Source organism: Flavobacterium sp. LAR06, from assembly GCF_041946075.1.
In the GTDB taxonomy this organism is placed as follows: domain Bacteria; phylum Bacteroidota; class Bacteroidia; order Flavobacteriales; family Flavobacteriaceae; genus Flavobacterium.
On sequence record NZ_JAUTYT010000006.1, the window covers coordinates 209,799 to 233,400 of the forward strand.

Genomic DNA, 23,602 nt, shown 5'->3' on the forward strand with positions numbered 1-23,602 from the left:
GTTTAAAGTTTAAAAGTTGGCAACATCAAATTTTCGTTTGAAATTGCTAAATAGATTTTTGTTTTTCAGCCCCGGTTCGATTTCAAATTTACTATTTACATCAATAGCATAAATAGGTAAATTGCTTTTTGAAATTTCTTCGATCGCTTTTAATTCGTTTATTCCAATGCCGCCACTCAAAAAGAATGGTTTTTCAGACTTGTATTTTTTTAATATGGTCCAGTCAAATGTGGTTCCGTTGCCGCCTGGCAGTTTTCCTTTTGTATCAAAAAGAAAATAATCGCAGACTACTTCGTAAGGTTTTAAAACCTCAAAATCAAAATCATTATCTGCAGAAAAAGCTTTTATGATTTGGACTTTCTTTGGTAATTGTTTTTTTAATTCTGATAAAAATTCAACCGATTCATTTCCGTGTAATTGAACGGCTTGTAAATTGTATTTTTGAACTTTTTCCAGAATTTCTTCCTGACTCTGATTTACAAAAACGCCCACTTTTTTGACCGTTTCTATCAGTTCCGGAATTTCTCCGTTAAAGTATCTCGCGGATTTTTCCCAGAAAATAAAACCCATAAAATCGGGTAGGAGTGCACCTACTTCGAGTATGTTTTCAGGATATTTCATTCCGCATATTTTGAGTTTCATTTTTTTGATGTTTTTGCCACGAAGGCGCTAAGACACAAAGTTTTTATTATTACCATTAATTTCCCGAATAGCACAAATTAAATTTGCGCCTTAGTGACTTTGTGGCAAACCTTTATAGACTTAGCTTATTTATAAATTCTGTTGCAGCTGCTCCGGCATTATCAGTTTTCATGAAGTTTTCCCCAATTAAGAAACCACTGTAGCCGTAAGGTCTTAATTCTGAGAGGGCTTCGATTGATGAAATGCCGCTTTCTGAGACTTTTACAAAATCAATCGGAATTTGTGATGCCAGTTGTTTGCTGAAATCTAAACTTACTTCGAATGTTTTTAGGTTTCTGTTGTTTACGCCAATCATGTCTAAACTCGGCATAATCGATTTTTCTAGTTCTTCCTGATTGTGAACTTCCAATAGAACCTCTAAACCTAATTTCTTTGCAAATTCAGATAATGATTTGATTTCTTCACGAGTTAAAACCGCGGCGATCAATAAAATTAAATCGGCTCCAAAAGCTTTTGCTTCTAAAATTTGGTATTCATCAACAATGAATTCTTTTCGCAAAAGCGGAATATTAACACTCGCTCTTGCCAATAGTAAATCGTCTAAGGAACCTCCAAAATATTTTCCATCAGTTAAAACCGAAATTCCGCACGCTCCTGCATTTTCATAACCTTTTACGACTTCTTCAACAGTAAAACTATGATTGATTACTGATTTAGATGGAGAGCGACGTTTGTGTTCTGCGATAATTCCAGTTGAACTTGTTCTCAGTTTTTGACTCAAAGAAATTGTTTCTCTTCCAAAAAAAACAGAGCTTTCCAATTGTGAAACCGGAATGATTGATTTTTTAAGAACGACTTCTCGCTGTTTATCAAATATTATTTTATCTAAAATGTTCATGTTGTATTTGTTTCAGGTTTCAGGTTTCAAGTTTCAGGTTACGTTCCAACAACTTGAAACCTGAAACAAAGAAAACTTGAAACTATTTTTTACTTACTTAATTCTTGTAATGTTTTCAATGCTTGATGACCTTTCCCTGAGAATAAACTTTCTTTTGCTAATTCAAACCCTTCTAGGGGAGTACATTTTGTAACGGTTGCAATTGCCATTGCGGCATTGGCAAGAACTACATTGTTTTGGGCTTCTGTTCCTTTTCCTGAAATGATATTAGTGAACATTTCTGCTGATTCTTCGATTGTTTTTCCACCTTCAATTTCGGGTTGAGATAAAAGCCTAACGCCAAAATCAGCAGGGTTTAACATGCCTTCCATGTGTGATGTAATTGTTTTGGTTGGACCTGTTAAGGAAATTTCGTCATATCCGTCAAGGGAATGTAAAATGGTGAAATTGATACTGGTGTTTTGGTATAAATAAGCATACATTCGGGCTAATTCCAAATTGAAAACGCCTACCAATTGATTCTGCGGGAATGACGGATTTACCATTGGCCCCAACATATTAAAGAAGGTTTTTACAGCCAATTCTTTTCTGATTGGTCCAACATTTTTCATTGCCGGGTGGAATAGGGGAGCGTGTAAAACGCAAATTCCGGCTTTGTCAATACATTTCTCTAAAAACGAAGAATCATTGCTGAATTTTATTCCCATTTTTTCCATCACGTTGCTCGATCCTGAAATAGATGATACTCCGTAATTTCCGTGTTTTGCTACTTTTATCCCCGCTCCGGCTGCAATAAAGGAAGCTAAAGTTGAGATGTTGAAAGTATCTTTTCCATCGCCACCGGTTCCGCATAAATCGATGGTATTGTAAGCTGATAAATCAACGCGAATGCATAATTCTAATAAAGCTTCACGAAAACCCGAAAGCTCGTCAATAGTAATACTGCGCATCATAAATACGGTCAAAAATGCTGAAATCTGACTAGGATTGTAATTTCCACTTGAGATATTAATCAATACGTCTTTGGCTTCGTCTTTAGAAAGCACTTCGTGGTTGATTAATTTATTTAATATAGTTTTCATTTTTTTTAAGTTGCTAAGATTCTAAGATACTAAGGTTCTAAGTTTTTGTTTCAGGTTTCAAGTTTATTCTGCGACTGAAAACTGTGACTGAATACTAAAAACGCTGAACACTGAATACTGCTTTTTAATGTTCATTTCCCTGATAAATCCACATGGGTTCTGTTTTTCCGGCTCTTTCGAATCCGTTTTTTTTATAAAAGTCGACTGATCTTCCGTCGGCGGTTAACATTTGCATGTGGAAGTGACTATATTTCTCCTGCATTTTATCTACAATCATTTTTCCAATTCCTTTTCCCTGATATTCCGGAAGTACTAATAAATGGGGATAATAAACCGTTAAAAATCCATCAGAAATCGCATTCCCAAGTCCTACTAATTTTGTTCCTTCCCACGCCGTAATTAGGGTTTCCGAATTTAAAAGACCGTTGTATAATTCGTTTGGTTTGCCGGCCGAACTCCATTCATTGGCTTTGTATAAAATCAAAATGTCTTCAATGTTGATTTCTCTGGTTTCTGAAAGTGTTATCATTTTTTGAGATTCTAAGTTGCTGAGATTCTAAGGGACTAAGATTTTGAACTGTGACTGTAAACTGAGACTGTGTATTAACTTTTTATCCAATTCTCCAATATCAATTTTCCTTTTGGAGTCAACACACTTTCCGGATGAAACTGAACACCTCTTACATCAAAAGTTTTGTGTCTTAGTGACATGATTTGTCCGTTTTCGTCTATTGAAGTTGCTTCTAAAACGTCTGGTAAATTAGCATCTACTACCCAAGAATGGTATCTTCCTACTTCAAATTCATTTCCTAATCCTTCGAACAAAATTTCATCTGAAACAACCGTTTTTACATTGGTTGCAACTCCGTGATATACTTTATCAAGATTTGAAAGCGTTCCGCCAAAAACTTCTCCAATGGCCTGCTGTCCCAAACAAACACCCAAAATGCTTTTAGTTGGTCCGTATTTCTGAATTACTTCTTTTAATAAACCTGCTTCGTCTGGAATTCCAGGTCCCGGAGAAAGTAATATTTTATCGAAAGATGCGATTTCCTCAATATCAAATTCGTCGTTTCTGTAAACGGTAACTTCGCAGTTTAAATCTTCTAAATAGTGCACTAAATTATAAGTGAAACTATCGTAATTGTCTATAACTAATATCTTTTTCATTTTGTTTTTGTTTCAGGTTTCAAGTTTCAAGTTCCAATAACGTGAAACCTGAAACTTGAAACTATTTTTTTATTTTTCTCGAACGTATCTTTCTGTAATAATTCGATTGATGCCTAATTTTTCTACTTTTTCAATTCCTTTTTGAGTTAGTGTATCATTTTTGATTTTCACTACGAATTCAAATTTTCCATTTTCCCATTGACGGTTGTTGAAGTATTCCAGATTTTCGGTGTAAACACTATCTTTCAAAGTATATTTTCCGCCTCCGCCAAAAAATACGGCTGCTGTGCTGTCTTTTCCGTTATTCAAATCATGATTGAAAAAGGCAAAATGAGTATCATTTATAAGTTTAATCATTTTTGTTTTTGGATTGAAAGTTGAGAAAGTCGAATCCTTTTCTGTCGTTTCAGCTGATATAAGACGCCAGGTTCCTTGAATTGGATTCTCTTTTTTTTCCGATTTGCAAGAGGCTATAGTAATGATTAAAAATAAAATTGAAATTGCTTTTTTCATGATTATTTATGGTTTTTATGGTTTGTTTTTTAATTGTTTCAGGTTTCAAGTTTGCTCGCCAATTGACTAAAGCCTCGTGTCACGTTCCAACAACTTGAAACATGAAACAAAGAAAACCTGAAACTAGATTTGTTCCGCCATTTCTAAGGCTGTATTCAACGCTCTTAATTTATTATAAACTTCCTGCATTTCGCTTTCTTCATCTGAGCTGGCAACAATTCCGGCTCCGGCCTGACAATGCAGTTGATGATTTTTGCTTAAGAAAGTACGAATCATAATGGCGTGATTAAAGTTTCCTTCAAAATCCATAAATCCTATTGCGCCACCGTAGAAATTACGATTTGTTTTTTCGTAATCTTCGATCAACTGCATCGCTCTGTGTTTTGGCGCGCCGCTTAAAGTTCCGGCTGGGAAGGTGTCTGCAACCACCTGCATTGTTGTGGCTTTTTCGTGTAAATGTCCTGTAACTTTAGATACCAGGTGAATTACGTGCGAGAAAAACTGAACTTCTCTGTATTTCTCTACGTTCACATCATGTCCATTTCGGCTTAAATCGTTTCTGGCCAAATCAACTAACATTACGTGTTCGCTGTTTTCTTTTTTATCTTCAGAAAGTTGTTTGGCTAAAACCGCATCGTGTTCGTCATTTCCGGTTCTCTTGAACGTTCCGGCGATTGGGTGAATTTCTGCTTTTCTATTTTTTACGATAATTTGTGCTTCGGGCGAAGACCCAAATATTTTAAAATCTCCATAATCAAAAAAGAATAAGTACGGAGATGGATTGATACTGCGTAAAGCTCTGTAAACATTGAATTCATCACCTTTGAAACCTTGTGTAAAACGACGTGATAAAACCAATTGAAATACATCGCCCCTAAAACAATGCTTCTTTGCCAAAGCCACATTGTGTTTGAATTCCTCATCAGTTAAGTTAGAAAAACCTTCGCCTTCTTTTGAAAATTTATAAGAAGCAATATTTCTGGATTGTAACAATTGCTCAATTTCAGAAATGTTGTTTTTTCCATCAACACTATGACAAAAAATGTAGGCTTCATTTTTAAAGTGATTGATCGCGATAATGTTTTGATAAACCGCATAAAAAACATCCGGAATTAAAGTTGCACTGTCTTTTTTAGCAATTGAAACTTTCTCAAAATAGCGAACAGCATCATAAGAAATGTATCCGAATAAACCGTTATTAATGAATTTAAAATCATTTTTCTCCGATTTAAACTGACTTGAAAATTGCTGAATTACTTCTGGTATATTAGTCGAAGCATCGATTGCAATTTGTTCTGTAGTTCCATCAGGAAAAGTTTTGGAAATGATTTCGTTTTCGATTTTAATTGTAGCAATCGGGTTGCAGCAAACGTAGGAGAAACTGTTGTCATTTCCGTGATAGTCACTACTTTCCAATAATAAACTGTTTGGAAATTTATCTCTGATTTTAAAATAAATACTTACCGGCGTGATGGTATCTGCCAGGATTTGTCTGTAGTGTGTGTTGAGTATAAAAGGTTTCAATGTATATAGTTTTTTAATTTTTAATATATTCTTCAACTTCAGTTGTGACCAAAAAAAAAGGCTTGTCGTGATGACAAGCCTTTTATATTTATAGTTTTACAATACCATAGGAAGCTTTGTTCACGACGTTTGACGTAAATTCTTCCACCACCAAGTATTGTTCATTAATGTTTTCATTTTCTTATTTTGATGTTACAAAGATATAAATGTAATTTGGAACTGCCGATATAAAAATTAAAAAAAATCTTTTCTTAATTTGAAAATTTGTTAAATTTCATTAGAAACGATCATTTTTAAATCCTTAATTTCCAATAGCAATTGTGTTGTTCTGGTTCATTCTAAAGTCTGGATTGCCTTTAATATTAGGCATTGCAAACAATTCACTGTTTTTAAGTTTAGTGTAATCCAGGAAGAAAGTTGGATTTCCGTAAAATCCTTGAATTACCGGGTTTGCACTTCCTGATTCGCTAGTAATTCCACCATTACAATTGTTAATTATAAGATTTTTGAATGTTATTTTCGATAAATTAGCTTCGCCGTCTCCAATATTTCCTTCCAGTAAAACAAAAGGAGTAAAGCCTGAAACAATACTATTAGACAGATTAAAAAAGGTATTTTCTCTAACATAAATAGATTCCCTAACCAATCCCTGATTGTTCTCTTCTAAATTAACTAAAGTGATATTACTTGCATTTATTTTAGTTAATTTTTTAGTCATATCCGTATTTCCTATCTTATCATAAGAATCTACTTCAAAACATCTTGAGCCGGAAACATCTGATGAAAAGGGATGACGAATGGCAATACTGTTGTTAATATTGATTTGTGCTCCCTGAGTAAAATCGAAATCATCATCGGTAGTACGATATGAAATTAGATTATTCATGTTTAACTCACCTCCATAACATTCAAAAGAATCGTCATTTGAATAACTAATTTGAATATTGCTCAAAATTGTTTTTCTGCCAACTCCTGCTAACGAAATTCCGTTAAGTTCTTTTAACGAACTTAATTTTCTGCCTGCATATTCAACTCTCACATATTTTAAGGTTCCGGAATTATCCTCAGCATCCTGGCCTCCGTAATGGTTTAACATTGGTTCCAAATCAAAAGGGAGAATATGAATTCCCCCAATAGTATTTATAGGAGCTTTTCCAAGAATGATAATTCCGCCCCAGTCGCCAGGTTTTCTTTCTGCAATTTCTTTGTTTGAAGTAAAAACGATAGGATCAGTTTCTAAACCTTCTGCCATAATTTTGGCACCATTTGTAATAACAAGAGTACCACAGGTTTTATCATCGCCTCGAATAACGGTTCCGGGTTCAATAGTTAAAGTGGCATTATTGGTAACATAAACTACTCCAACAAGCTGATAGGTGTTGCGTTTTGTTAATCGGGTATCTTTATCTATCGTTCCGGCAATGATATTGGTTGCTTCGTTGTATTCTATTTTAGCTGGATTAAAAGTGGTCCAGTTGGACATCCAGTTGGAGGTACCGGTAATTCCTTTTGGTTGTTGTTGTGCTTGTATAAAAAAACTGCTCAGCAGTGTTAGAATTGCAATTGGTAGTTTTGTTTTCATAACTGTGATTTGAATTTCTAGTTTCTTTTTTTAGTTGCCCAAAATTAGAAGCCGAATGTTAATCAAAGCATGATAAGCTATTACCAAAGTGTTATTTAAGTATTAAGAACGTTATGTTTTTGAAAAGAAAATCTCTTTTATTAAAGAGTGACAATTGTAAATTAAACTGTTTTAACGTAGAATTGAAGATGATTTGTGAGCCTAAACACAAACGTTTTAATCTTCAGGCTCTGTATTTTTATTTATAATGTGAATATCCTGTTGTGAAAACGGTATGACAATTTTGTTTTGTTTTAATGCTTTGTCAATAGCTATAATCATTTCACTTTTAACAGCATAGTCAAAATCGAAATGCTTGATCCAATACATTACCACTAAATCAATCGAATTATCCCCAAATTTGGTAAACCAAATGGTTGGTGCCGGTTTTATTAGAATATTTTTATTCTTCTCCAGGATTTCTAAAAGTACTTTTTTTGTCAATTCTAAGTCGGTTCCATAGGCAACTCCAAATCGAATTTGTGATCGTCGCTGGTTGCTTCCCAGAGTCCAGTTGGTTAAGTTTTGATTTAATAATTCTCCATTCGGAATCACTACATCAGCTCCGTCGTATGTAGTTACAACGCTGCTTCGAATACCAATTGATTTCATTTTTCCGGATTGTGTGCCTACTTCAATAATGTCGTTTAGATTTACCGGTTTTTCAAAGGCAATAATTAATCCGCTTATTAGGTTGTTGACAAGGCTTTGCATACCAAAACCTATACCGACTCCAAGTGCACTTATGATTAGTGTTATTCTGTCTAACGGAATACCGGTCGAAGCAAATGCAACCAGAACACCTACAGTCACAATTGTAATTCTTGACAAAAACATCCAGCTTCCAATGTTTTTAGCCTTGTCTTTGTTTTTAATAACCTGATTATCGCTGGCTAAAAAGGAAACTACCTTTGAAATAAAACCAGACAATAAAATAATAAGAATGAATATGATGATATTTTCAAATGTAAAGGAGATGTTTCCAATATTTCTTGTCTCTGAAATAGAGTTTCTAAAAGGATCAATGACGCTTTGAAAAATATAGGTGTTTCTAATCATCAGTATAAAACACGCAGCAAAAAGCAGCAGATAGAAGCTAAAGCTAAAATTATGCGGGATGCCTTTTATTGTTTTCTTCGAACTATCTTCGTCGGTTGTTTTTAAAATTTTAGAGACCAAATTAATCTCTTTTACAACTATTAAAGTATGGTAAAGAGAAAAAATTACCACTACGGAATAAACGGCCTTTGTCATTAAAAATTTTCCTAAATTATAGTGGCCGTTTGCCAAATAATAGAAGGAGAATAATTGAAGAATAGCGCCTGCAAGAATATACCACAAATAGATTTTTCTTTGAAATTGGCCCCTGTTTAGGAAGGAATAAATACCTATTCCGATACCAAGAAGGTTTATTGCTAATATTAAATAAGATTCTCCAACAAAGTGAATTAGTATTATAATATCAAAAAAGGCTAATAAATTAAGGATAAAGATGGAAATCATTACTTTCCAGACAAATGTCCTTAGCGTGTGCAGCATCATTATGACCAATGCAATAGTTGATATTGTCCAGATAATTATGGAGAAAATTAGTGGTGGCATTGGAAGTACAAATTGATATAGATTCAACACAACCAAAATGGCGGCAGAAATGGGGCTGTTTAATATATGGATGTCAAGTAACATTTCTTTTTTAAAGCCGAGATCAATAAACTTTCCTTTTTGCAATCTGAAATAAATCGCTGTTCCAATTATCAAAAGCAACATTGTGAGGATTGAATTTTTATTGTTTATCAAATAAAAATACAGCACAAGAGCATTTGTTCTTATAGAAGTAGCAAAGGGATCTATATTAATAAGAGGGCGCTCAAAAACTGGGACTTTTTTGGTAAACAATTGATCGAGTTCTAATCTTCTGAGCCTGTTATTTTCAATTATATCCGATTCAATTTTGTATTTCAACTGGTCGCCCATGATTTCCAATGTCTGGATGCTGTCGACTGCATTTTTTAACCTTTCAGAAATCAGTGTGATATCCTTACTCGTTCTTTCGGATTGAAGACGGTAAATTTCTCTTGAAACAGAATCACTCGGAATATAATACAGGTTTTTTTGAGCAACCAAAGAGTCTATTTTTTCCTGAGTTCGGCTGAGCTGTTGGTTTTCAAGACTGATTTTTTTTAAACGATCGGTGGAGCGTTTTAATAATTCATCGAGAAGAATAGAAGTCGAACTAAGATTTCGATCCGTTAAAACTCTAAATTTTCTTCCAACAATTCCCTTAACAGCAAATTCTTCCCAATCTTTTAATTGATAAATTTCTCCAGCAACGTCTTTGTAATTGAATCCTTTGGTTAATAGAAATTTTGCATTCTGGATTTCGAGTTCAATTAAATTGAAAAGTCTATTTTGTTTTTGAACATTTTGATAGTTAATGTATTTTTCCTCTCTCATTTTTTTTTCTCTTTCGGCCTGGCCTTTAAGTAAAATGAGAGAAGCTTTATCCTTAATTCCCAATTCCTTAACAATCGAATCTAATTTGCTTGTTGTAGTTTGAGAAATACCAGACACAGAGGATAACGCGGTGAATGCGATTAAAAAAAGTTTGAAACCAATACTTTTGTATTTCTTTGAGGTGTTTTGGAGTAGAAATGCAAAATTTGACATTTGGCTATATTTATTTCATTAGTTATTTTGAAATATTTATTCGATGCGTTAGCCAAATTTAACAAAAAAAATGTCTTCTTTATAATATATGTATTTTAAAAAGAGTTAGTTAGGGGATATGTCGTTTTTAATCATAAAAAAAACCTGAACTTTCATTCAGGTTTTTATATAAGAATTAATAAGTCTTATATTAGAATTTTAAAGCTACAGTCAATTCGAAATCGTCATTGATAGTTTTGTCTCCTAAGTTTTCGAAGAAGTTACCAGAGTTGTATTTGATACCGTATTTAGTTCTGTCAACTTTGAAAGCAGTTGTTGCAGTGTTTCCAGCTACAGTGATGTCAAAAGTTACTGGTTTAGTGATTCCTTTAATAGTTAAATCAGCAGTTACAGTATAAACGTCAGTTGCTTTAGCCCCAATAGTTTTGAAAACTAATTTTGCAGTTGGGAATTTGTCAGTTCCAAAGAAATCGTCAGCTTTTAAGTGACCGTTTAATTTCCCTTGGTATTCTCCAGTTAAGTCAGTTGCAGTTAATGAAGTCATATCAACTGTAAAGCTTCCTCCGGTTAATTTTTTCCCTTTGAAAACTACAGCTCCGTCTTTAAAGTTTACAGTTCCAGAGTGCTCTCCAGTTACTTTTTTACCTACCCATTTGATAGTAGATGCTTTTACGTCGATTTTTTTTGTTTGAGCATTTACTGAAATACTAGCCACCGCTACGAATAATGCTATTGCAATTGTTTTGAAATTTTTCATTTTGTTAAAATTGATTTTGGATTAATAATAATTATATAGTGATAAATAATTCCTCGTGAGATTTTCTAACTTTTTTGTAATGCTGAGCGTCGTCCTCATCATGTCTGTAACCAACAGTTGCAATAACTGAAGCATTTAAACCTAATTTGTCAAAACCTAAGATTTCATTAAATGCGGCAGCATTAAATCCTTCCATTGGAGTTGCATCAATTTTTAATTCAGAAGCAGCACTTAATAAAGTTCCTAAAGCGATATAAGTTTGTTTTGCAGTCCAGATGTTTTTGTTTTCATCTGATAAATTGGCGATAGTACCTTTCATCATGTCGCTAAATCCAGCCAATGCATCAGCAGGAACACCTCTTGTTTCGCTAATGTTTTGTATGTAATTGTCTACAGAAACCGCGCCAAGATTTAAATCATTCGCAAAAATAAACAATTGCGAAGCATCTGTAATCTGAGTTTGGCCGTAAGCAGCAGCTTTTAATTTTTCTCTGATTTCGGGATTTTCAACAATAACAACTTTGTAAGGTTGTAATCCGTATGAAGAAGCACTTAGTCTAACCGCTTCTTTTAAAGTATTTAAATCCGAAGCAGAGATTTTTTTTGTTGCATCAAATTTTTTGGTTGCGTATCTCCAATTTAGATTTTCTAATAGTGTACTCATAATATTAATTTTGTTGGGTTCTGTATTTTTCTAATAACTGATTTAATAATTCTAATTCTTCCTGACTTATATTGTTAGCAAACGTGCGCTCGTGCTCATCTACCTTCGGATCTAATTCTTTTAATATATCTAATCCTTTTTGTGTGATTAGAACTTCAATTTTTCGTCGGTTGTCCGGGCAAACATTTCGGGTAACATAATCTTTTAGTAAAAGTTTGTCTACCAATCGGGTTGTGTTACTCGTTTTAGCCAGCATACGTTCCTGTATCACACACATATTAGCCGGCTTTCCTTTTTGTCCTCTTAATATACGTAGCACATTATATTGTTCTCCGGATAAATCATACGGTTTCATCAACTCGCTGAAATTATCCTGAATTACATTCTGCGTGTACATGATATTCAGAATAACTTTTTTCGCATTATCCATCTTAACTGTACTTTTTATAACCTCTTCAATTGTCATAGTCGTAAGTGTATAATTTGTATATACAAATGTATAGCTTTTAATAGTTGTATATACAAATGTTATGTTAAATTTTCGTTAATTCAATTAAGGCGAAATTTTACAACTATACTTAATCTATAAAGTTAAAGTAAATGTACTATAAAATTTTTATTTAAAATAGTGCTTTTATAATGTTTACTACTGAATTTGCTGAAATATTTTTGGTTAAGTATCGCAATACACAAGATCTTCTCAAGAGTTTTGGTCGCGTGAGGGATAGGAGGAAGCTACCGAAGTAGCCTGGATAGCCCGACAGGATTTAAGAAAAGGCCTAATGAGCGCAAACTGCATTAGGCTTTTTTTTAAATGGTGGTATGCCCTAATTAATATATGTTTCAAGTTTCAGGTTATGTTGAAACCTGGAACACAAAACCCGACAGGTTTAAAACCTGTCGGGTTTAGAAAATCTAAAATCAATAGGGGCGTGCCACCATCCCAATGAGAGGGCAAACATACTTTGCGTGTATACGCCCTCTCATCGGGATGCTGTCGGGCTATCCACACTGCTTCGGTAGTTTGCTGCTATCCCTCACGCGAGCATAGCATACAAGAAACCCGACAGGTTTTCAAAATCTGTCGGGTTTGCTAACTATAAACTATTCGTTTTAAACTTGCCGGAGTTACAACTTTATTTACTTAAATAGCTTTCAATATAGGTATTTATTGCTTTTCGTTGCTCAATTGTCGCGTCATTATCCATGTCTCTATGCTCAATAGAAGTGGGTTGAACTGTCATTCCATATTTTTGTTGTTCTTGCTCCGTTGGCAATACAAATTCATCTGCCGGATAATTGCTGGAACGTAACGTATATACTTGAGGATGATTGATTCTTGGAAGCGGCATTCTTCGATTATCCATCGTTATAATCTTAGAAACCAATTTTGGATATTCGGTAGCAAACAAAGCAGTCATATCTCCACCATTCGAATGCCCAATTAAAGTTAAATGCTTAAAATCTAATTCTGGATTAGTTTTTTTAAATTCATTTAGTACAAACAAAATGTTTTCACAACCTCTTTCCCAATTGGGTCTTCTCGTAATTTTTAAATCGCCCTCCATGGCAAGAAGCTCGTCGTTAGGCAATTCGTGTTGAATGCTTATAACAAAATATCCTTTTGAAGCTAAGTTCTCCGTCAAATAAGAATATATTCTATTATCCCCGCCTTTATTTTCTCCATAACCATGACTAAAAATAATTACTTGCTGTTTATTTATTTTCTTATTTGTCTTTGGATAATAAAGTGCAACCGGAATTATTCGATTTCTTGATTTGTCAAACAATTCCAGACTATCCAGTTTAACATCATAAATAGTATTTGATGCCTGAACGTTTGCTTTTTTGTTACCAGAACAACTTAACAATAGGAAACAAATTAAAAGTAGAGAATATATTTTGTACATATATGGGTGTGTTTTATAATTGTTAAACCCGACAGGTTTTCAAAACATGTCGGGTTTAATATGTAATATTGACTTTAATTATCTTATGATAATTGTTTCTCGTATGCTCTTCGTGCTCCCCCTCTAAAATAGACTTCGCCACAATAGGTATAGTTCAATTTGTCTAAGATTTTTAGCATCGGAATATTGTCAAAATTAGTATCTACCTTAATACTATAGACATTTTGTTGGACTGCTAAATCTTCTATTTTTTGAAAAAGTTTGGTGGCAATACCTTTTCCTTTTGCCAATTTTGAAACGGCTATACGATGTACCACAACATAATCACCATTAGTTAACCATTTACCTTCGATTTCTTCGTAAGCGGGTTCTATGTCGAAAATAATCGCAGCGTAACATAAAATGGTTTCATTCTCTGTAAGCACGTAGCCAAAACCATTATTTATATCGTTTGTAATGGAAAGTTCATTTGGATAACCATCTTGCCATTGTTTACTTCCTTCTAATCGTCTTTGTTCAATAGCGTCTTGTATAATTTCCCAAATTTTAGGTACTTCTGAAAGAGTTGCTTTTCTTAATTGTAATTCTGTTATACTCATTTTTTTAATCTAACTATATATAAGGTATTAATGAGGCAATTTGTCTTTGATAAAACCATAAAACCAGGTTCCTGCAATCGCACTTAATAAAGTAATGACAATTACAGTAACTCCAGTCCCGATTTGAGCGAACAAAGGCCCAGGACAAGCTCCGGTAATAGCCCAGCCAAATCCGAACATTAATCCGCCATAGATTTGTCCTTTGCTGAAAACTTTTGGCTGAATTTCGATTTTTTCGCCGTGAATGGTTTTAATATTGAATCGTTTGATGATTTGAACTGAAATAACGCCAACTACAACGGCACTCCCGATTACGCCATACATAAAGAAAGACTGCAATTGAAACATTTCCTGAATACGGAACCAGCTGATGATTTCGGCTTTTACGAATACGATTCCGAAAAAGATTCCAACCAAAAGATATTTTAAGTTTGATAATCCGGAATCTTTCAATTGACTTGCGTTGATTCCTTCTGTATCGGTATTTTTATTTTCTAAATTATTCATTTTTGAAATTTTAAAGTGAAAGAATATCCTAAAGAGCAAGAATATAAGGCAGAATCAAATTCGCCATAATAAAACCGCCAACCATAAAACAGATTGTCGCTACTAATGAAGGCCATTGTAAATTTGAAATTCCCATAATCGCATGTCCGCTTGTACATCCGCCGGCGTAACGCGTTCCGAAACCAACTAAAAATCCGCCAACGACAATCATGATAAAACCACGAAGTGTGAATAAACTTTCCCAGGAAAATAATTCTTTTGGCAATAATCCAGAATGATCTGTTATTCCATAAGAAGCCAATTGCTCAGAAAGCTGCGGTGTAATTTCAACCGGATTTGGATTGGCTAAAAGATAAGCAGCGATAATACCGCCAAGAAAAATTCCGAAAACGAAGAATAAATTCCAGCTTTCTTTTTTCCAGTCGTATTTAAAAAACGAAATATTCGCCGGAATACAAGCTGCACAAATATGTCGCAAAGACGAACTAATCCCGAAAGATTTATTTCCGATAATCAATAATACAGGAACAGTTAACCCAATTAGCGGCCCCGCAACGTACCAAGGCCAAGGTTCTTTTATAATTTCTAGCATATTTTTAAGATTCTGAGTTACTAAGGTAAAGATGTTTGTCGTTTTATTTTTTTAGGTTATGAGTTATTAAGCTTTAAGGTCAAAAAAATCTTAGAACCTTAGAATCTTAGCAACTCAGAACCTTTATTTTAATACCTTACTCTGGCAAACGAAATCTGATTTTGGAATATCCGTTTTTGCAATAGCTCCAAAACCGCCGTCAATTTCGGTAAAGTTTCTGAAACCGCGCGCTTGTAAAATCGACGCTGCAATCATACTTCTGTAACCGCCTGCGCAATGTAGATAAAAATGCTCCTTTGGATTAATGTCTTTTACCCAGTCATTAATATAAGCCAAAGGTTTGCTGTAAGCGTCTTCGATGTGTTCTGCTTCATATTCCGTTTCTTTTCGAACATCAATAACTTTGTCTTCTTCTATTTTAAATTCAGAAGCAAATTGTTCAGCTGAAATTCTGTTTACAGTATCCACTTCAAAACCAGCTTTTTCCCACGCATCAAAACCACCTTCCAGATGGCCGATAATCGAATCAAAACCTACTCGGCTTAAACGCGTTACGGTTTCTTCTTCCAAACCATTTTCAGTTACTAATATAATAGGTTGTTTTACATTGGCAATCAAAGTCCCAACCCACGGTGCAAAATCTCCGTTGATTCCAATATTAATCGACTGCGGAATAAATCCTTTATAAAAATCGCCGCTTTTTCGGGTATCTAAAATTAATGCTCCGGTTTCTTCGGCAACAGCCTCAAAATCTTCTGCTTTTATTGCTTTCATTCCGTTATGCAAAACCGATTCGAAGCTTTCATAACCACCTTTATTCATGGCTACGTTCATGCTGAAGTACGCTGGTGGAGGCAATAATCCGTCGGTAACTTCGGATATAAATTCGGCCTCGGTCATATCGGCACGCAAAGCATAATTCGTTGCTTTTTGATTCCCGATTGTCGAAACCGTTTCTTTACTCATGTTTTTTCCGCAGGCACTTCCCGCACCATGCGCCGGATAAACAATTACGTCATCGGCCAAAGTCATCACTTTATTTCGAAGCGAATGAAATAAAATTCCGGCCAATTGATCCTGTGTCATTCCAGCTGCTTTTTGCGCTAAATCCGGACGGCCAACATCTCCGATAAATAAAGTATCTCCAGAAAAAATAGCATGATCTTTTCCGTTTTCATCAATCAATAAATACGTTGTGCTTTCCATGGTATGACCCGGAGTATGCAGTGCTTTTATCGTAATATTACCGATTTTAAATTCTTGTCCGTCTTTTGCAGAAATACAATCGAATTCGCAGGCCGCATTCGGCCCGTAAACGATTGGCGCTCCGGTTTCTTTGCTTAAATCAATATGTCCCGAAACAAAATCGGCGTGGAAATGCGTTTCAAAAATGTATTTCAGCTTAACGGCATCGCGTTGTAAACGATCCAGATAAGGCTGAATTTCCCTAAGCGGATCAATAATCGCCGCTTCTCCGTTTGACGTTATATAGTATGCACCTTGCGCAAGGCAGCCGGTGTAAATTTGTTCAATTTTCATGATATGAAATCTTAAATATGATATACAAAGGTAACTTTGTTTTTTCGTAAAATAAGTGACTAATGTTACAGAAATTTGACTTTTTCTAAAAATGTTTGGCGGGTTTTACCATATAAGTCATATAAGTAATTATAAGTTGGATTATAAATCGTGCTGAAATTTTATGAGATCATAAATCGGTATGTTTTTTTTACCATATAAGTTACATAAGCAATTATAAATTGGAGTTTAATTGCGTTGAACTTATATGAGCTCATATAAGTTTAAACAGTTTTGAGTTAAAACGCACCGCAATTAAATGTACTTATATCACTTATATGGTGAAAAAAAATCTACGTAATTTTACAATTCTAAGTAAACATTATGAACACAACAGACTTATTGGACCAAATTGCTTTTATAAAAGAGATTGATAAAGTAAAATACATTCAGCGAAAAACGAAGCTCTTTAACAGCGATCGAAATGAAAATGATGCAGAACACAGCTGGCATTTGGCTTTGATGGCGATCGTTTTGGCAGAACATTCAGAGCAACCGATTGATGTTTTGAAAGTAGTAAAAATGGTTTTGATACACGATATTGTAGAAATCGACGCCGGCGATGTTTTTATTTATGATACAGTAAAAAGTCACGATAATACCGATGAAGAACGATTGGCAGCAAATCGTATTTTTGGATTGCTTCCGAAAAAACAGGCAGAAGATATGATTGCCATTTGGGAAGAATTTGAAGCCGGCGAAACCAATGAAGCCAAATTTGCAAAATCGATGGACAGATTAGAACCTTTATTGCAAAACACCTCTAACGAAGGAGGTACCTGGAAGGAATATGGAGTGAATTATACAAAGGTTTACGAAAAGAAAAGCGTTATAAAAGAAGGTTCAAAAATTTTATGGAACTATGCAGAAGGCTTAATAAATGAAAGCGTAGCAAAAGGAATTTTGAAAAAGTGATTAAACATAGCCCACAGTTTCAACCGTGGGAAACGTATGGTGATTATGCATGAGTTCCCGAGGTTGAAACCACAGACTATGGGACACACACACAATTTTGTCATTTCGACGAAGGAGAAATCTTCACAAGTAACTCCGCAACGAGAACCCAATCTTTGTCGAGCTTCTCGCGAGGATTTCTCCTTTGTCGAAATGAGAAACTTTACCAAGAAGCACAAACTATAAATGTGAATTTTACTTTCAAAATTGTTGAAAAGTTTAACAAATACCGACATATAAATTTTTTTTAAAGGCAGGAATTTCGGGTTTTAATGGGTAAATTTGTGCAACTTCATAAAACCAAATACCACTACAATGGAAGAAATGCTTTTTTATGACCGAATGCAATTCGCCTTCACAATTACCTTTCACTACCTTTTTCCGCAACTTACAATGGGTCTTTCTTTGATCATTGTTTATTTCAAATGGAAATATCTTAAAACTCAAAACGAACAATACAATCACGCCACGCATTTCTGGATGAAAATTTTTGCCCTGAATTTTGCAATGGGCGTAGTAACCGGAATCCCGATGGAATTTCAATTCGGAACCAATTGGGCTAAATTCTCTGAATTAACCGGTGGAATCATCGGTCAGACATTGGCGATGGAAGGGATGTTCTCCTTCTTTTTAGAATCTTCATTTCTTGGGATATTTTTATTTGGAGAAAAAATCCTCGGACATAAATGGCATTTTGTAACCGGAGTGTTAATTATGATTGGTTCCTGGGCCAGCGGTTATTTGATTATAGCCACACATTCGTGGATGCAGAATCCGGTTGGGTATGAAATTCTTGAAAACGGAAAATTTGTATTAACGAATTTCAAGGCTTTATTTTTAAATCCGTGGCTTTGGCCTTCTTATTTGCACAATCAGGCCGCTTCTTTGGTTACGAGTTCTTTTGTCGTGGCGGGAATTGGTGCATTTTATATTTTGAGTCAGAAGAATGTGTCTTTTGGACGATTGTTTCTTAAAACGGGCGTTATTTTCGGATTGATTTCGAGTATAATCGTTGCCGTTCCAACGGGAGATTTACTGGCGAAAAACGTTGTAAAATATCAACCGGTAACTTTTGCTGCGATGGAAGGAATCTTTCACACAGAGAAAAAAGGTTCTGAAATTGTCTTAATTGGTCAGCCTGATGTAAAAGATAAAAAACTGGACAATAAAATTGCAGTTCCTAATATTTTGAGTTTCCTGACTTACGGAAACTGGGATCAGGAAATTAAAGGTTTGGATCAATTTGAAGAAGATTTGCATCCAACGAATATTTCAGGATTGTATTATGCCTATCATATTATGGTTGGACTTGGAACCGTATTTATTGGTTTGATGGTTCTTTCTCTTTTTCAATTAATCAGAGGAAAATTGTTCGAAACCAAATGGATATTGTGGTCGCTTATGTTTATGATGCCATTTCCGTATATCGCCAATACTACAGGTTGGTACACTGCCGAATTAGGAAGACAGCCTTGGCTCGTTTACAATTTAATGCGAACCGCTGCCGGTGCCTCACCAACCGTTTCGTCCGGAAATACCTTATTTACTTTATTAGGTTTTATAGGATTGTATCTTTTACTCGGAATGCTGTTTTTGCTTTTGATTGGAAAAATTATCAATAAAGGACCTCATCATGTGGAACTTTCAACAGAAAAAATATAAGTATGGAATTTTTTTGGTACGTCGTTTTAATGGGAATTTTGGCCGTTTATATTGTCTTAGACGGTTACGATTTTGGAGCAGGAATTATTCATTTATTTTTTGCTAATACAGAAAAAGATAAAAAAGCAATCACAAATGCAATTGGTCCGTTTTGGGATGCCAACGAAGTTTGGATTATCGCTGCCGGGGGTGTTTTGTTTTTTGCTTTTCCAACTTTATATGCATCGTCTTTCAGCGGCTTTTATTTGCCTTTGATTATGATTTTATGGTTGTTGATTTTCCGTGCCATCGGTTTAGAGATGCGCGGACAGGTACATCATCCAATGTGGGAGGCGATTTGGGATAAAGCTTTCGGAATCGCGAGTTTGCTTTTGGCTTTGTTCTTTGGAATTGCTTTGGGAAATATCGTTCGCGGTGTCAATCTCGGAATGGTGCAAAACGGTGTTTCAACGCAGGAACCGCATTTTTTCTTTTTGCCATTGTGGAATCCAACGTTTAGTCCGCAAGCAAATGAATTGGGAATTATAGATTGGTTTACACTTTTCCTCGGAATTGTAAGTGTTGTGGCTTTAACGATTCACGGTGCCAATTGGATTATCTTTAAAACCAATTCGTCTTTAAATGCACAGCTGAAAAATGTCGTTTTTAAACTGAATATTGTTTTACTGATTTTAGTTTCCATCTCCTTACAAATCTGGCACTTTATCGAACCTCAGCCGTTTCATAATTTTATTGAAAATCCAATTTTGTGGTTTTTCCCGATAATGACTTTTGTTGGTATTTTAGGATTATTCAAAGTGCGTTCCTTCAAAAAAGATGGTCAGGCATTTATATTTTCCACCTTATTTTTAGTGGGAGGATTTGCTTCAACAGCGGTTTCAATTTTTCCGAATGTTTTGCCTTCGACTAATAATGTAAATCCGTCTTTAACCATTTATAATACTGCTGCTGGAGAATACGGATTGAACGCTGGCCTAAGCTGGTTTTTTATCGCTTTGTTTTTAGTGATTGTTTATTTTATTATTCAGTATCGTGTTTTTAGCGGGAAGATGGATGATATTGGGTATGGGGAGCATTAACGGGTTTTGTCACTAATTACATAAATTTTCACGAATTAATTATAGGAATAGCCGTTGGTTTTAACCAACGGTTTTTTAATTTTAGAGAATCTGAAATTTATTATAAAATGGGTATATTTGGCTAAAGCCGGGAAGATATTCCATAAATTGTTATGAAGAAAAAAGTAGTAATTATATTTTTAACTCTTGTTTTAATTATATCAGGAAAATTTCTTTTTCAAAAATGGTATTTTAATTCAGATAGAATTCATGAAAGACGAGAAGAAATATGGAATGAAAGAATATCAAATTATAAATATGTAGAATACATTCCGATTGTTTTTCAACAAGATGAACTTATCGATGCGCGAGATTTACTTTCTAAGACTCATGTTCAAAACGTTATCCATGTTTTAAAATTTTATAATGAAGAATTTAAAGTACAAAATGGTAAATTACTTGTATCTAGTAAGATTGATAGAAAGACTTTGTGGAATTATACAACAAAAGCAAATGATTCTGTTTGGTTGGCTGAGCATCAAATAGGGAAATAAAATGAAAAACGTAACAATTGCTATTTGCTTTTTCTTTTTGGGTTATCTAAAGTGTATAGCTTGTGACTGTGATACCCCAAAGGCAATTTTAGAGTTTTATTCTTCGAAATATGTTTTTAAAGGTATAATTACATCTAAAGCTTTTAGTAAAGATTCTGCGACTTACACTATAAAATTTAAAGTATTAGAAAGTTATAAAAAAGGCAAAATTCCGAAAGAACTATCTTTTACTTCTAATTATAAAAAAGATGATGCGAAGTGGAGTAATTGTTACAGAGAAGAATATCAGTATCAGGAATGGCTAGTTTTTGCTCATGAAAATGGAGGGAACTTAGGATTTAGCGGTATTTGTTCTAACTCTCAGTTTTTAAGAGGAAAAGAAATTGATCCGTATATGCAAAAAATCTTAGATAATGCAAATAATTTAATTTGACAGATTATGTATACTACGATTATTATGAAGGAGGATCAAAGTTTAATTATACTAAAGCCGGTACTAACATTGATACAGTTTTTGAAAAAGGAACAATAAAAGATTATCAGGATACCTATACTATACTGGCGTTATTTATAGATGAAAAAGGTAAATTGATTTCTGTTTTTACGGGATTTGATGTGGTTAATTCTGAGCCTCAATTAAAATACGATCCCGTTTTTGGGTTATTGAGTGAATTTAATGTAACAAGTAAAAGGCCTTTAAACGATTTTGAAATAGACGCTATTAATTTAATTAAACAAGTAAAAGATTGGGAAGTAAAAGAGCATAATATTACTAAGGTTCCTGTGAAATATATTCATTATAAGAAATGGAAATATGAATATTAGATTAAAAAATACAAATCCGTTTACTTCTTAAAGAATAAACGGATTTTTTAGTTTTCGTCTACAAGTAAAACTAAAATAAAACTTCTTTTGTAATAATATAAAACCCCATTACCAAAACAAACCATCCAAAAATAGGTTTCAGTTTAGTTCCGTCGATTTTTTTAGAAAGCCGACTTCCTAATACCATTCCGAGAAGTGCCATTGCGGAAACACCTAATAAAAAAGGATAATTGATGGGAGTTCCGATGTATAAGTCGCCTGCAAAACCTATGGAGGAATTGATTGAGATAATTAATAACGAAGTTCCAACGGCTTGTTTCATGGGTAATTTGGCGAAAAAGAGCAGGGCAGGAATAATTAAGAATCCGCCACCAGCGCCAAGAAATCCGGTTATGATTCCGACAATGAAACCTATAAAGCTGAGTTGAATATAATTGGTTTCGGCACCTTTTATTTCGGGTTGATTTTTTCGAATCATCGAAATTGCCGCCGTAATCATCAATACCGAAAAGATAATCATAATCAGAAAATCTTTGGAAACGGAATAAGATGCAATTGAAAATAGAGTCGAGGCGATCTGCGGAAAAATAACTTCACGAATAATTAAAATTGAAATCACAGAAGGAATCGCAAAATACAAAGCCGATTTCAGTTTAAGATTTCCCATCTTATAATGACTGTAACTGCCAGACATTGCAGTCAGCCCAACAATAAACAAAGAATAAGAAGTTGCCTGCTCCGGATTTACTTTAAACAAATACACTAAAATTGGAATGGTCAGAATCGATCCGCCACCGCCAATTAAGCCTAGCGAAATCCCGATAATAATCGAAGCAAAATAACCCAGATATTCCATTGCATTTGTTTTTATGCAAAGGTGGTTTGATAAATACAAATCTACAGTAACATTTATCACATAGCAGATGTTTTGCCACAGATTAAATGGATTAAATAGATTTTATTGAGCAGAATAAATTTTCAAACACATAGAAACATAGGTTTACATTGTGTAAAAAGAAAATGGAAGAAACTAGTTTCCACACACAGCTATGTGTTTTCAAGCGAGTGAAACGCCTTTTTATAGCTATGAAAAACTATGTTTCTATGTGTTTGAATTTTTCGTGCTAATTCGTGAAATACGTGTTCTTATACCTTTTTTAAAAGCTCGATTTGGTTACGGTTGAGTTTGACCAAACCTCTTTGTTCCATTTTTTTGAGTAATCGGGATACGACTTCTCTGGAGGTGTTTAATTCGGTTGCGATTTCCTGGTGGGAAAGTTTTACTTCAGAACAACCACAGGCATCCGAATGTCTTTTTAGATAAAACTCCAAACGCTCGTCCATCGAACGGAAAGCGATATTGTCAACGACTTCCAGGACTTCTTCAAAACGGCTTCGATAAGTTTCGATTACAAATTCGTACCAGGAACGGTGTTCCATCATCCATTTGTCCATCATTTGCAAGGGAATCATCATAACGGAAACATCTTCGACTACTTTGGCCATGATCTGGCTTTTTTCGCTTTTGGCCGTGCAGATCATCGAAATCGCGCAGGCTTGTCCGGGTTGGAGATAATACATTAAAAACTCGCCGCCATCTTCGCCTTCGCGATAAATTTTGATTTTTCCTTTGGTAATTAAAACCGTGTTTTTAATGTATTGTCCGGTTCGCATTAAAATCGTTCCGGCTTCAAAATCTTGTGCACTTCCGTTTTCTTCGATAGTCGAAAGGAGTTCATTGGAGAAATTCGGAAATATATCTTTTAATGTATTTTGCATTGGTTATTTTTTAAACACATAGAGTCATAGTTTTTCATAGCTTAAA

At 34.5% G+C, this 23,602-nt stretch carries 25 protein-coding genes; 6 read left to right on the plus strand and 19 right to left on the minus strand.

The genetic code is table 11. The annotated features are described in order from the left end of the window. Nucleotides 1-9 precede the first annotated feature (9 nt). From Q7C23_RS10755 to Q7C23_RS10835, 17 genes are all read right to left on the minus strand, one after another. A complete protein-coding gene (locus Q7C23_RS10755; RefSeq protein ID WP_375032519.1) occupies nt 10-642 on the minus strand; it encodes a phosphoribosylanthranilate isomerase in 633 nt (210 codons plus the stop codon). A 112-nt stretch (nt 643-754) separates the two neighbouring features. Then, nucleotides 755-1,540 (minus strand): indole-3-glycerol phosphate synthase TrpC, encoded by a 786-nt coding sequence (trpC, locus tag Q7C23_RS10760; RefSeq protein WP_375032520.1) that lies wholly within the window; start codon nt 1,538-1,540, stop codon nt 755-757. Nucleotides 1,541-1,629: 89 nt separating this feature from the next. Next, nucleotides 1,630-2,622, minus strand: a complete 993-nt coding sequence (gene trpD, locus Q7C23_RS10765) for an anthranilate phosphoribosyltransferase (protein ID WP_375032521.1) — start codon at nt 2,620-2,622, stop codon at nt 1,630-1,632. 124 nt (nt 2,623-2,746) lie between these two features. Then, complete coding sequence (locus tag Q7C23_RS10770; RefSeq protein ID WP_375032522.1) at nt 2,747-3,151, minus strand: GNAT family N-acetyltransferase; 405 nt, start codon at nt 3,149-3,151, stop codon at nt 2,747-2,749. A gap of 74 nt (nt 3,152-3,225) precedes the next feature. Further along, nucleotides 3,226-3,792, minus strand: a complete 567-nt coding sequence (locus tag Q7C23_RS10775; protein ID WP_375032523.1) for an anthranilate synthase component II — start codon at nt 3,790-3,792, stop codon at nt 3,226-3,228. A 69-nt stretch (nt 3,793-3,861) separates the two neighbouring features. Next, nucleotides 3,862-4,305 carry a hypothetical protein gene (locus Q7C23_RS10780; RefSeq protein WP_375032524.1) on the minus strand — a complete coding sequence of 148 codons (444 nt, stop codon included), beginning with the start codon at nt 4,303-4,305 and terminating at the stop codon, nt 3,862-3,864. A gap of 123 nt (nt 4,306-4,428) precedes the next feature. Further along, nucleotides 4,429-5,829 carry an anthranilate synthase component I family protein gene (locus Q7C23_RS10785; RefSeq protein WP_375032525.1) on the minus strand — a complete coding sequence of 467 codons (1,401 nt, stop codon included), beginning with the start codon at nt 5,827-5,829 and terminating at the stop codon, nt 4,429-4,431. 301 nt (nt 5,830-6,130) lie between these two features. Then, complete coding sequence (locus Q7C23_RS10790) at nt 6,131-7,411, minus strand: hypothetical protein (protein WP_375032526.1); 1,281 nt, start codon at nt 7,409-7,411, stop codon at nt 6,131-6,133. Nucleotides 7,412-7,627: 216 nt separating this feature from the next. Continuing rightward, nucleotides 7,628-10,117, minus strand: a complete 2,490-nt coding sequence (locus Q7C23_RS10795) for a mechanosensitive ion channel family protein (RefSeq protein ID WP_375032527.1) — start codon at nt 10,115-10,117, stop codon at nt 7,628-7,630. Nucleotides 10,118-10,307: 190 nt separating this feature from the next. Further along, nucleotides 10,308-10,874 carry a YceI family protein gene (locus Q7C23_RS10800; protein WP_072972879.1) on the minus strand — a complete coding sequence of 189 codons (567 nt, stop codon included), beginning with the start codon at nt 10,872-10,874 and terminating at the stop codon, nt 10,308-10,310. Between the two features lie 31 nt (nt 10,875-10,905). Further along, nucleotides 10,906-11,538 carry an NAD(P)H-dependent oxidoreductase gene (locus tag Q7C23_RS10805; protein ID WP_375032528.1) on the minus strand — a complete coding sequence of 211 codons (633 nt, stop codon included), beginning with the start codon at nt 11,536-11,538 and terminating at the stop codon, nt 10,906-10,908. Between the two features lie 4 nt (nt 11,539-11,542). Further along, a complete protein-coding gene (locus tag Q7C23_RS10810) occupies nt 11,543-12,004 on the minus strand; it encodes a MarR family winged helix-turn-helix transcriptional regulator (protein ID WP_375032529.1) in 462 nt (153 codons plus the stop codon). Between the two features lie 670 nt (nt 12,005-12,674). Next, nucleotides 12,675-13,448 carry an alpha/beta hydrolase family protein gene (locus tag Q7C23_RS10815; protein WP_375032530.1) on the minus strand — a complete coding sequence of 258 codons (774 nt, stop codon included), beginning with the start codon at nt 13,446-13,448 and terminating at the stop codon, nt 12,675-12,677. Nucleotides 13,449-13,531: 83 nt separating this feature from the next. Continuing rightward, complete coding sequence (locus Q7C23_RS10820) at nt 13,532-14,047, minus strand: GNAT family N-acetyltransferase (protein WP_375032531.1); 516 nt, start codon at nt 14,045-14,047, stop codon at nt 13,532-13,534. Between the two features lie 27 nt (nt 14,048-14,074). Continuing rightward, nucleotides 14,075-14,554: a DUF6691 family protein gene (locus tag Q7C23_RS10825; protein WP_375032532.1), complete on the minus strand. Its 480-nt coding sequence runs from the start codon at nt 14,552-14,554 to the stop codon at nt 14,075-14,077. 28 nt (nt 14,555-14,582) lie between these two features. Then, complete coding sequence (locus tag Q7C23_RS10830; RefSeq protein WP_375032533.1) at nt 14,583-15,146, minus strand: YeeE/YedE family protein; 564 nt, start codon at nt 15,144-15,146, stop codon at nt 14,583-14,585. A gap of 123 nt (nt 15,147-15,269) precedes the next feature. After that, nucleotides 15,270-16,685 (minus strand): rhodanese-like domain-containing protein, encoded by a 1,416-nt coding sequence (locus Q7C23_RS10835; RefSeq protein WP_375032534.1) that lies wholly within the window; start codon nt 16,683-16,685, stop codon nt 15,270-15,272. 363 nt (nt 16,686-17,048) lie between these two features. Between Q7C23_RS10835 and Q7C23_RS10840 the strand changes: the two genes are divergently transcribed. The 6 genes from Q7C23_RS10840 (at nt 17,049) to Q7C23_RS10865 (ending at nt 21,777) form a co-directional block, all read left to right on the plus strand. Continuing rightward, entirely contained in the window at nt 17,049-17,639 is a 591-nt protein-coding gene (locus tag Q7C23_RS10840) for an HD family hydrolase (RefSeq protein ID WP_375032535.1), read from the plus strand. Nucleotides 17,640-17,993: 354 nt separating this feature from the next. Further along, a complete protein-coding gene (locus Q7C23_RS10845) occupies nt 17,994-19,340 on the plus strand; it encodes a cytochrome ubiquinol oxidase subunit I (RefSeq protein ID WP_194657009.1) in 1,347 nt (448 codons plus the stop codon). 2 nt (nt 19,341-19,342) lie between these two features. After that, on the plus strand, nt 19,343-20,419 hold the full coding sequence (gene cydB / locus Q7C23_RS10850; RefSeq protein ID WP_375032536.1) for a cytochrome d ubiquinol oxidase subunit II: 1,077 nt from the start codon (nt 19,343-19,345) through the stop codon (nt 20,417-20,419). A 152-nt stretch (nt 20,420-20,571) separates the two neighbouring features. After that, nucleotides 20,572-20,952 carry a hypothetical protein gene (locus tag Q7C23_RS10855; protein ID WP_375032537.1) on the plus strand — a complete coding sequence of 127 codons (381 nt, stop codon included), beginning with the start codon at nt 20,572-20,574 and terminating at the stop codon, nt 20,950-20,952. 1 nt (nt 20,953) lies between these two features. Continuing rightward, complete coding sequence (locus Q7C23_RS10860; protein WP_375032538.1) at nt 20,954-21,385, plus strand: hypothetical protein; 432 nt, start codon at nt 20,954-20,956, stop codon at nt 21,383-21,385. Beyond that, nucleotides 21,382-21,777: a hypothetical protein gene (locus Q7C23_RS10865; RefSeq protein ID WP_375032539.1), complete on the plus strand. Its 396-nt coding sequence runs from the start codon at nt 21,382-21,384 to the stop codon at nt 21,775-21,777. Before Q7C23_RS10860 ends, Q7C23_RS10865 begins: the two co-directional genes overlap by 4 nt. Before the next feature lie 70 nt (nt 21,778-21,847). Here Q7C23_RS10865 and Q7C23_RS10870 read toward each other — a convergent pair whose 3' ends face one another. Both Q7C23_RS10870 and Q7C23_RS10875 read right to left on the minus strand, forming a co-directional pair. Next, the gene (locus tag Q7C23_RS10870) at nt 21,848-22,633 is read right to left on the minus strand and encodes a sulfite exporter TauE/SafE family protein (protein ID WP_375032611.1); all 786 of its coding nucleotides are present in this window, start codon (nt 22,631-22,633) and stop codon (nt 21,848-21,850) included. A 290-nt stretch (nt 22,634-22,923) separates the two neighbouring features. Then, the gene (locus Q7C23_RS10875) at nt 22,924-23,556 is read right to left on the minus strand and encodes a Crp/Fnr family transcriptional regulator (protein ID WP_375032540.1); all 633 of its coding nucleotides are present in this window, start codon (nt 23,554-23,556) and stop codon (nt 22,924-22,926) included. Nucleotides 23,557-23,602 lie beyond the last annotated feature (46 nt).

Coding starts and splice junctions, on each gene's coding strand:
- Q7C23_RS10755 (WP_375032519.1), bottom strand. CDS start 642: ATGAAACTCAAAATATGCGGAATGAAATATCCTGAAAACATACTCGAA.
- trpC (WP_375032520.1), bottom strand. CDS start 1,540: ATGAACATTTTAGATAAAATAATATTTGATAAACAGCGAGAAGTCGTT.
- trpD (WP_375032521.1), bottom strand. CDS start 2,622: ATGAAAACTATATTAAATAAATTAATCAACCACGAAGTGCTTTCTAAA.
- Q7C23_RS10770 (WP_375032522.1), bottom strand. CDS start 3,151: ATGATAACACTTTCAGAAACCAGAGAAATCAACATTGAAGACATTTTG.
- Q7C23_RS10775 (WP_375032523.1), bottom strand. CDS start 3,792: ATGAAAAAGATATTAGTTATAGACAATTACGATAGTTTCACTTATAAT.
- Q7C23_RS10780 (WP_375032524.1), bottom strand. CDS start 4,305: ATGAAAAAAGCAATTTCAATTTTATTTTTAATCATTACTATAGCCTCT.
- Q7C23_RS10790 (WP_375032526.1), bottom strand. CDS start 7,411: ATGAAAACAAAACTACCAATTGCAATTCTAACACTGCTGAGCAGTTTT.
- Q7C23_RS10795 (WP_375032527.1), bottom strand. CDS start 10,117: ATGTCAAATTTTGCATTTCTACTCCAAAACACCTCAAAGAAATACAAA.
- Q7C23_RS10800 (WP_072972879.1), bottom strand. CDS start 10,874: ATGAAAAATTTCAAAACAATTGCAATAGCATTATTCGTAGCGGTGGCT.
- Q7C23_RS10805 (WP_375032528.1), bottom strand. CDS start 11,538: ATGAGTACACTATTAGAAAATCTAAATTGGAGATACGCAACCAAAAAA.
- Q7C23_RS10810 (WP_375032529.1), bottom strand. CDS start 12,004: ATGACAATTGAAGAGGTTATAAAAAGTACAGTTAAGATGGATAATGCG.
- Q7C23_RS10815 (WP_375032530.1), bottom strand. CDS start 13,448: ATGTACAAAATATATTCTCTACTTTTAATTTGTTTCCTATTGTTAAGT.
- Q7C23_RS10820 (WP_375032531.1), bottom strand. CDS start 14,047: ATGAGTATAACAGAATTACAATTAAGAAAAGCAACTCTTTCAGAAGTA.
- Q7C23_RS10825 (WP_375032532.1), bottom strand. CDS start 14,554: ATGAATAATTTAGAAAATAAAAATACCGATACAGAAGGAATCAACGCA.
- Q7C23_RS10830 (WP_375032533.1), bottom strand. CDS start 15,146: ATGCTAGAAATTATAAAAGAACCTTGGCCTTGGTACGTTGCGGGGCCG.
- Q7C23_RS10835 (WP_375032534.1), bottom strand. CDS start 16,685: ATGAAAATTGAACAAATTTACACCGGCTGCCTTGCGCAAGGTGCATAC.
- Q7C23_RS10840 (WP_375032535.1), top strand. CDS start 17,049: ATGAACACAACAGACTTATTGGACCAAATTGCTTTTATAAAAGAGATT.
- Q7C23_RS10845 (WP_194657009.1), top strand. CDS start 17,994: ATGGAAGAAATGCTTTTTTATGACCGAATGCAATTCGCCTTCACAATT.
- cydB (WP_375032536.1), top strand. CDS start 19,343: ATGGAATTTTTTTGGTACGTCGTTTTAATGGGAATTTTGGCCGTTTAT.
- Q7C23_RS10855 (WP_375032537.1), top strand. CDS start 20,572: ATGAAGAAAAAAGTAGTAATTATATTTTTAACTCTTGTTTTAATTATA.
- Q7C23_RS10860 (WP_375032538.1), top strand. CDS start 20,954: ATGAAAAACGTAACAATTGCTATTTGCTTTTTCTTTTTGGGTTATCTA.
- Q7C23_RS10870 (WP_375032611.1), bottom strand. CDS start 22,633: ATGGAATATCTGGGTTATTTTGCTTCGATTATTATCGGGATTTCGCTA.
- Q7C23_RS10875 (WP_375032540.1), bottom strand. CDS start 23,556: ATGCAAAATACATTAAAAGATATATTTCCGAATTTCTCCAATGAACTC.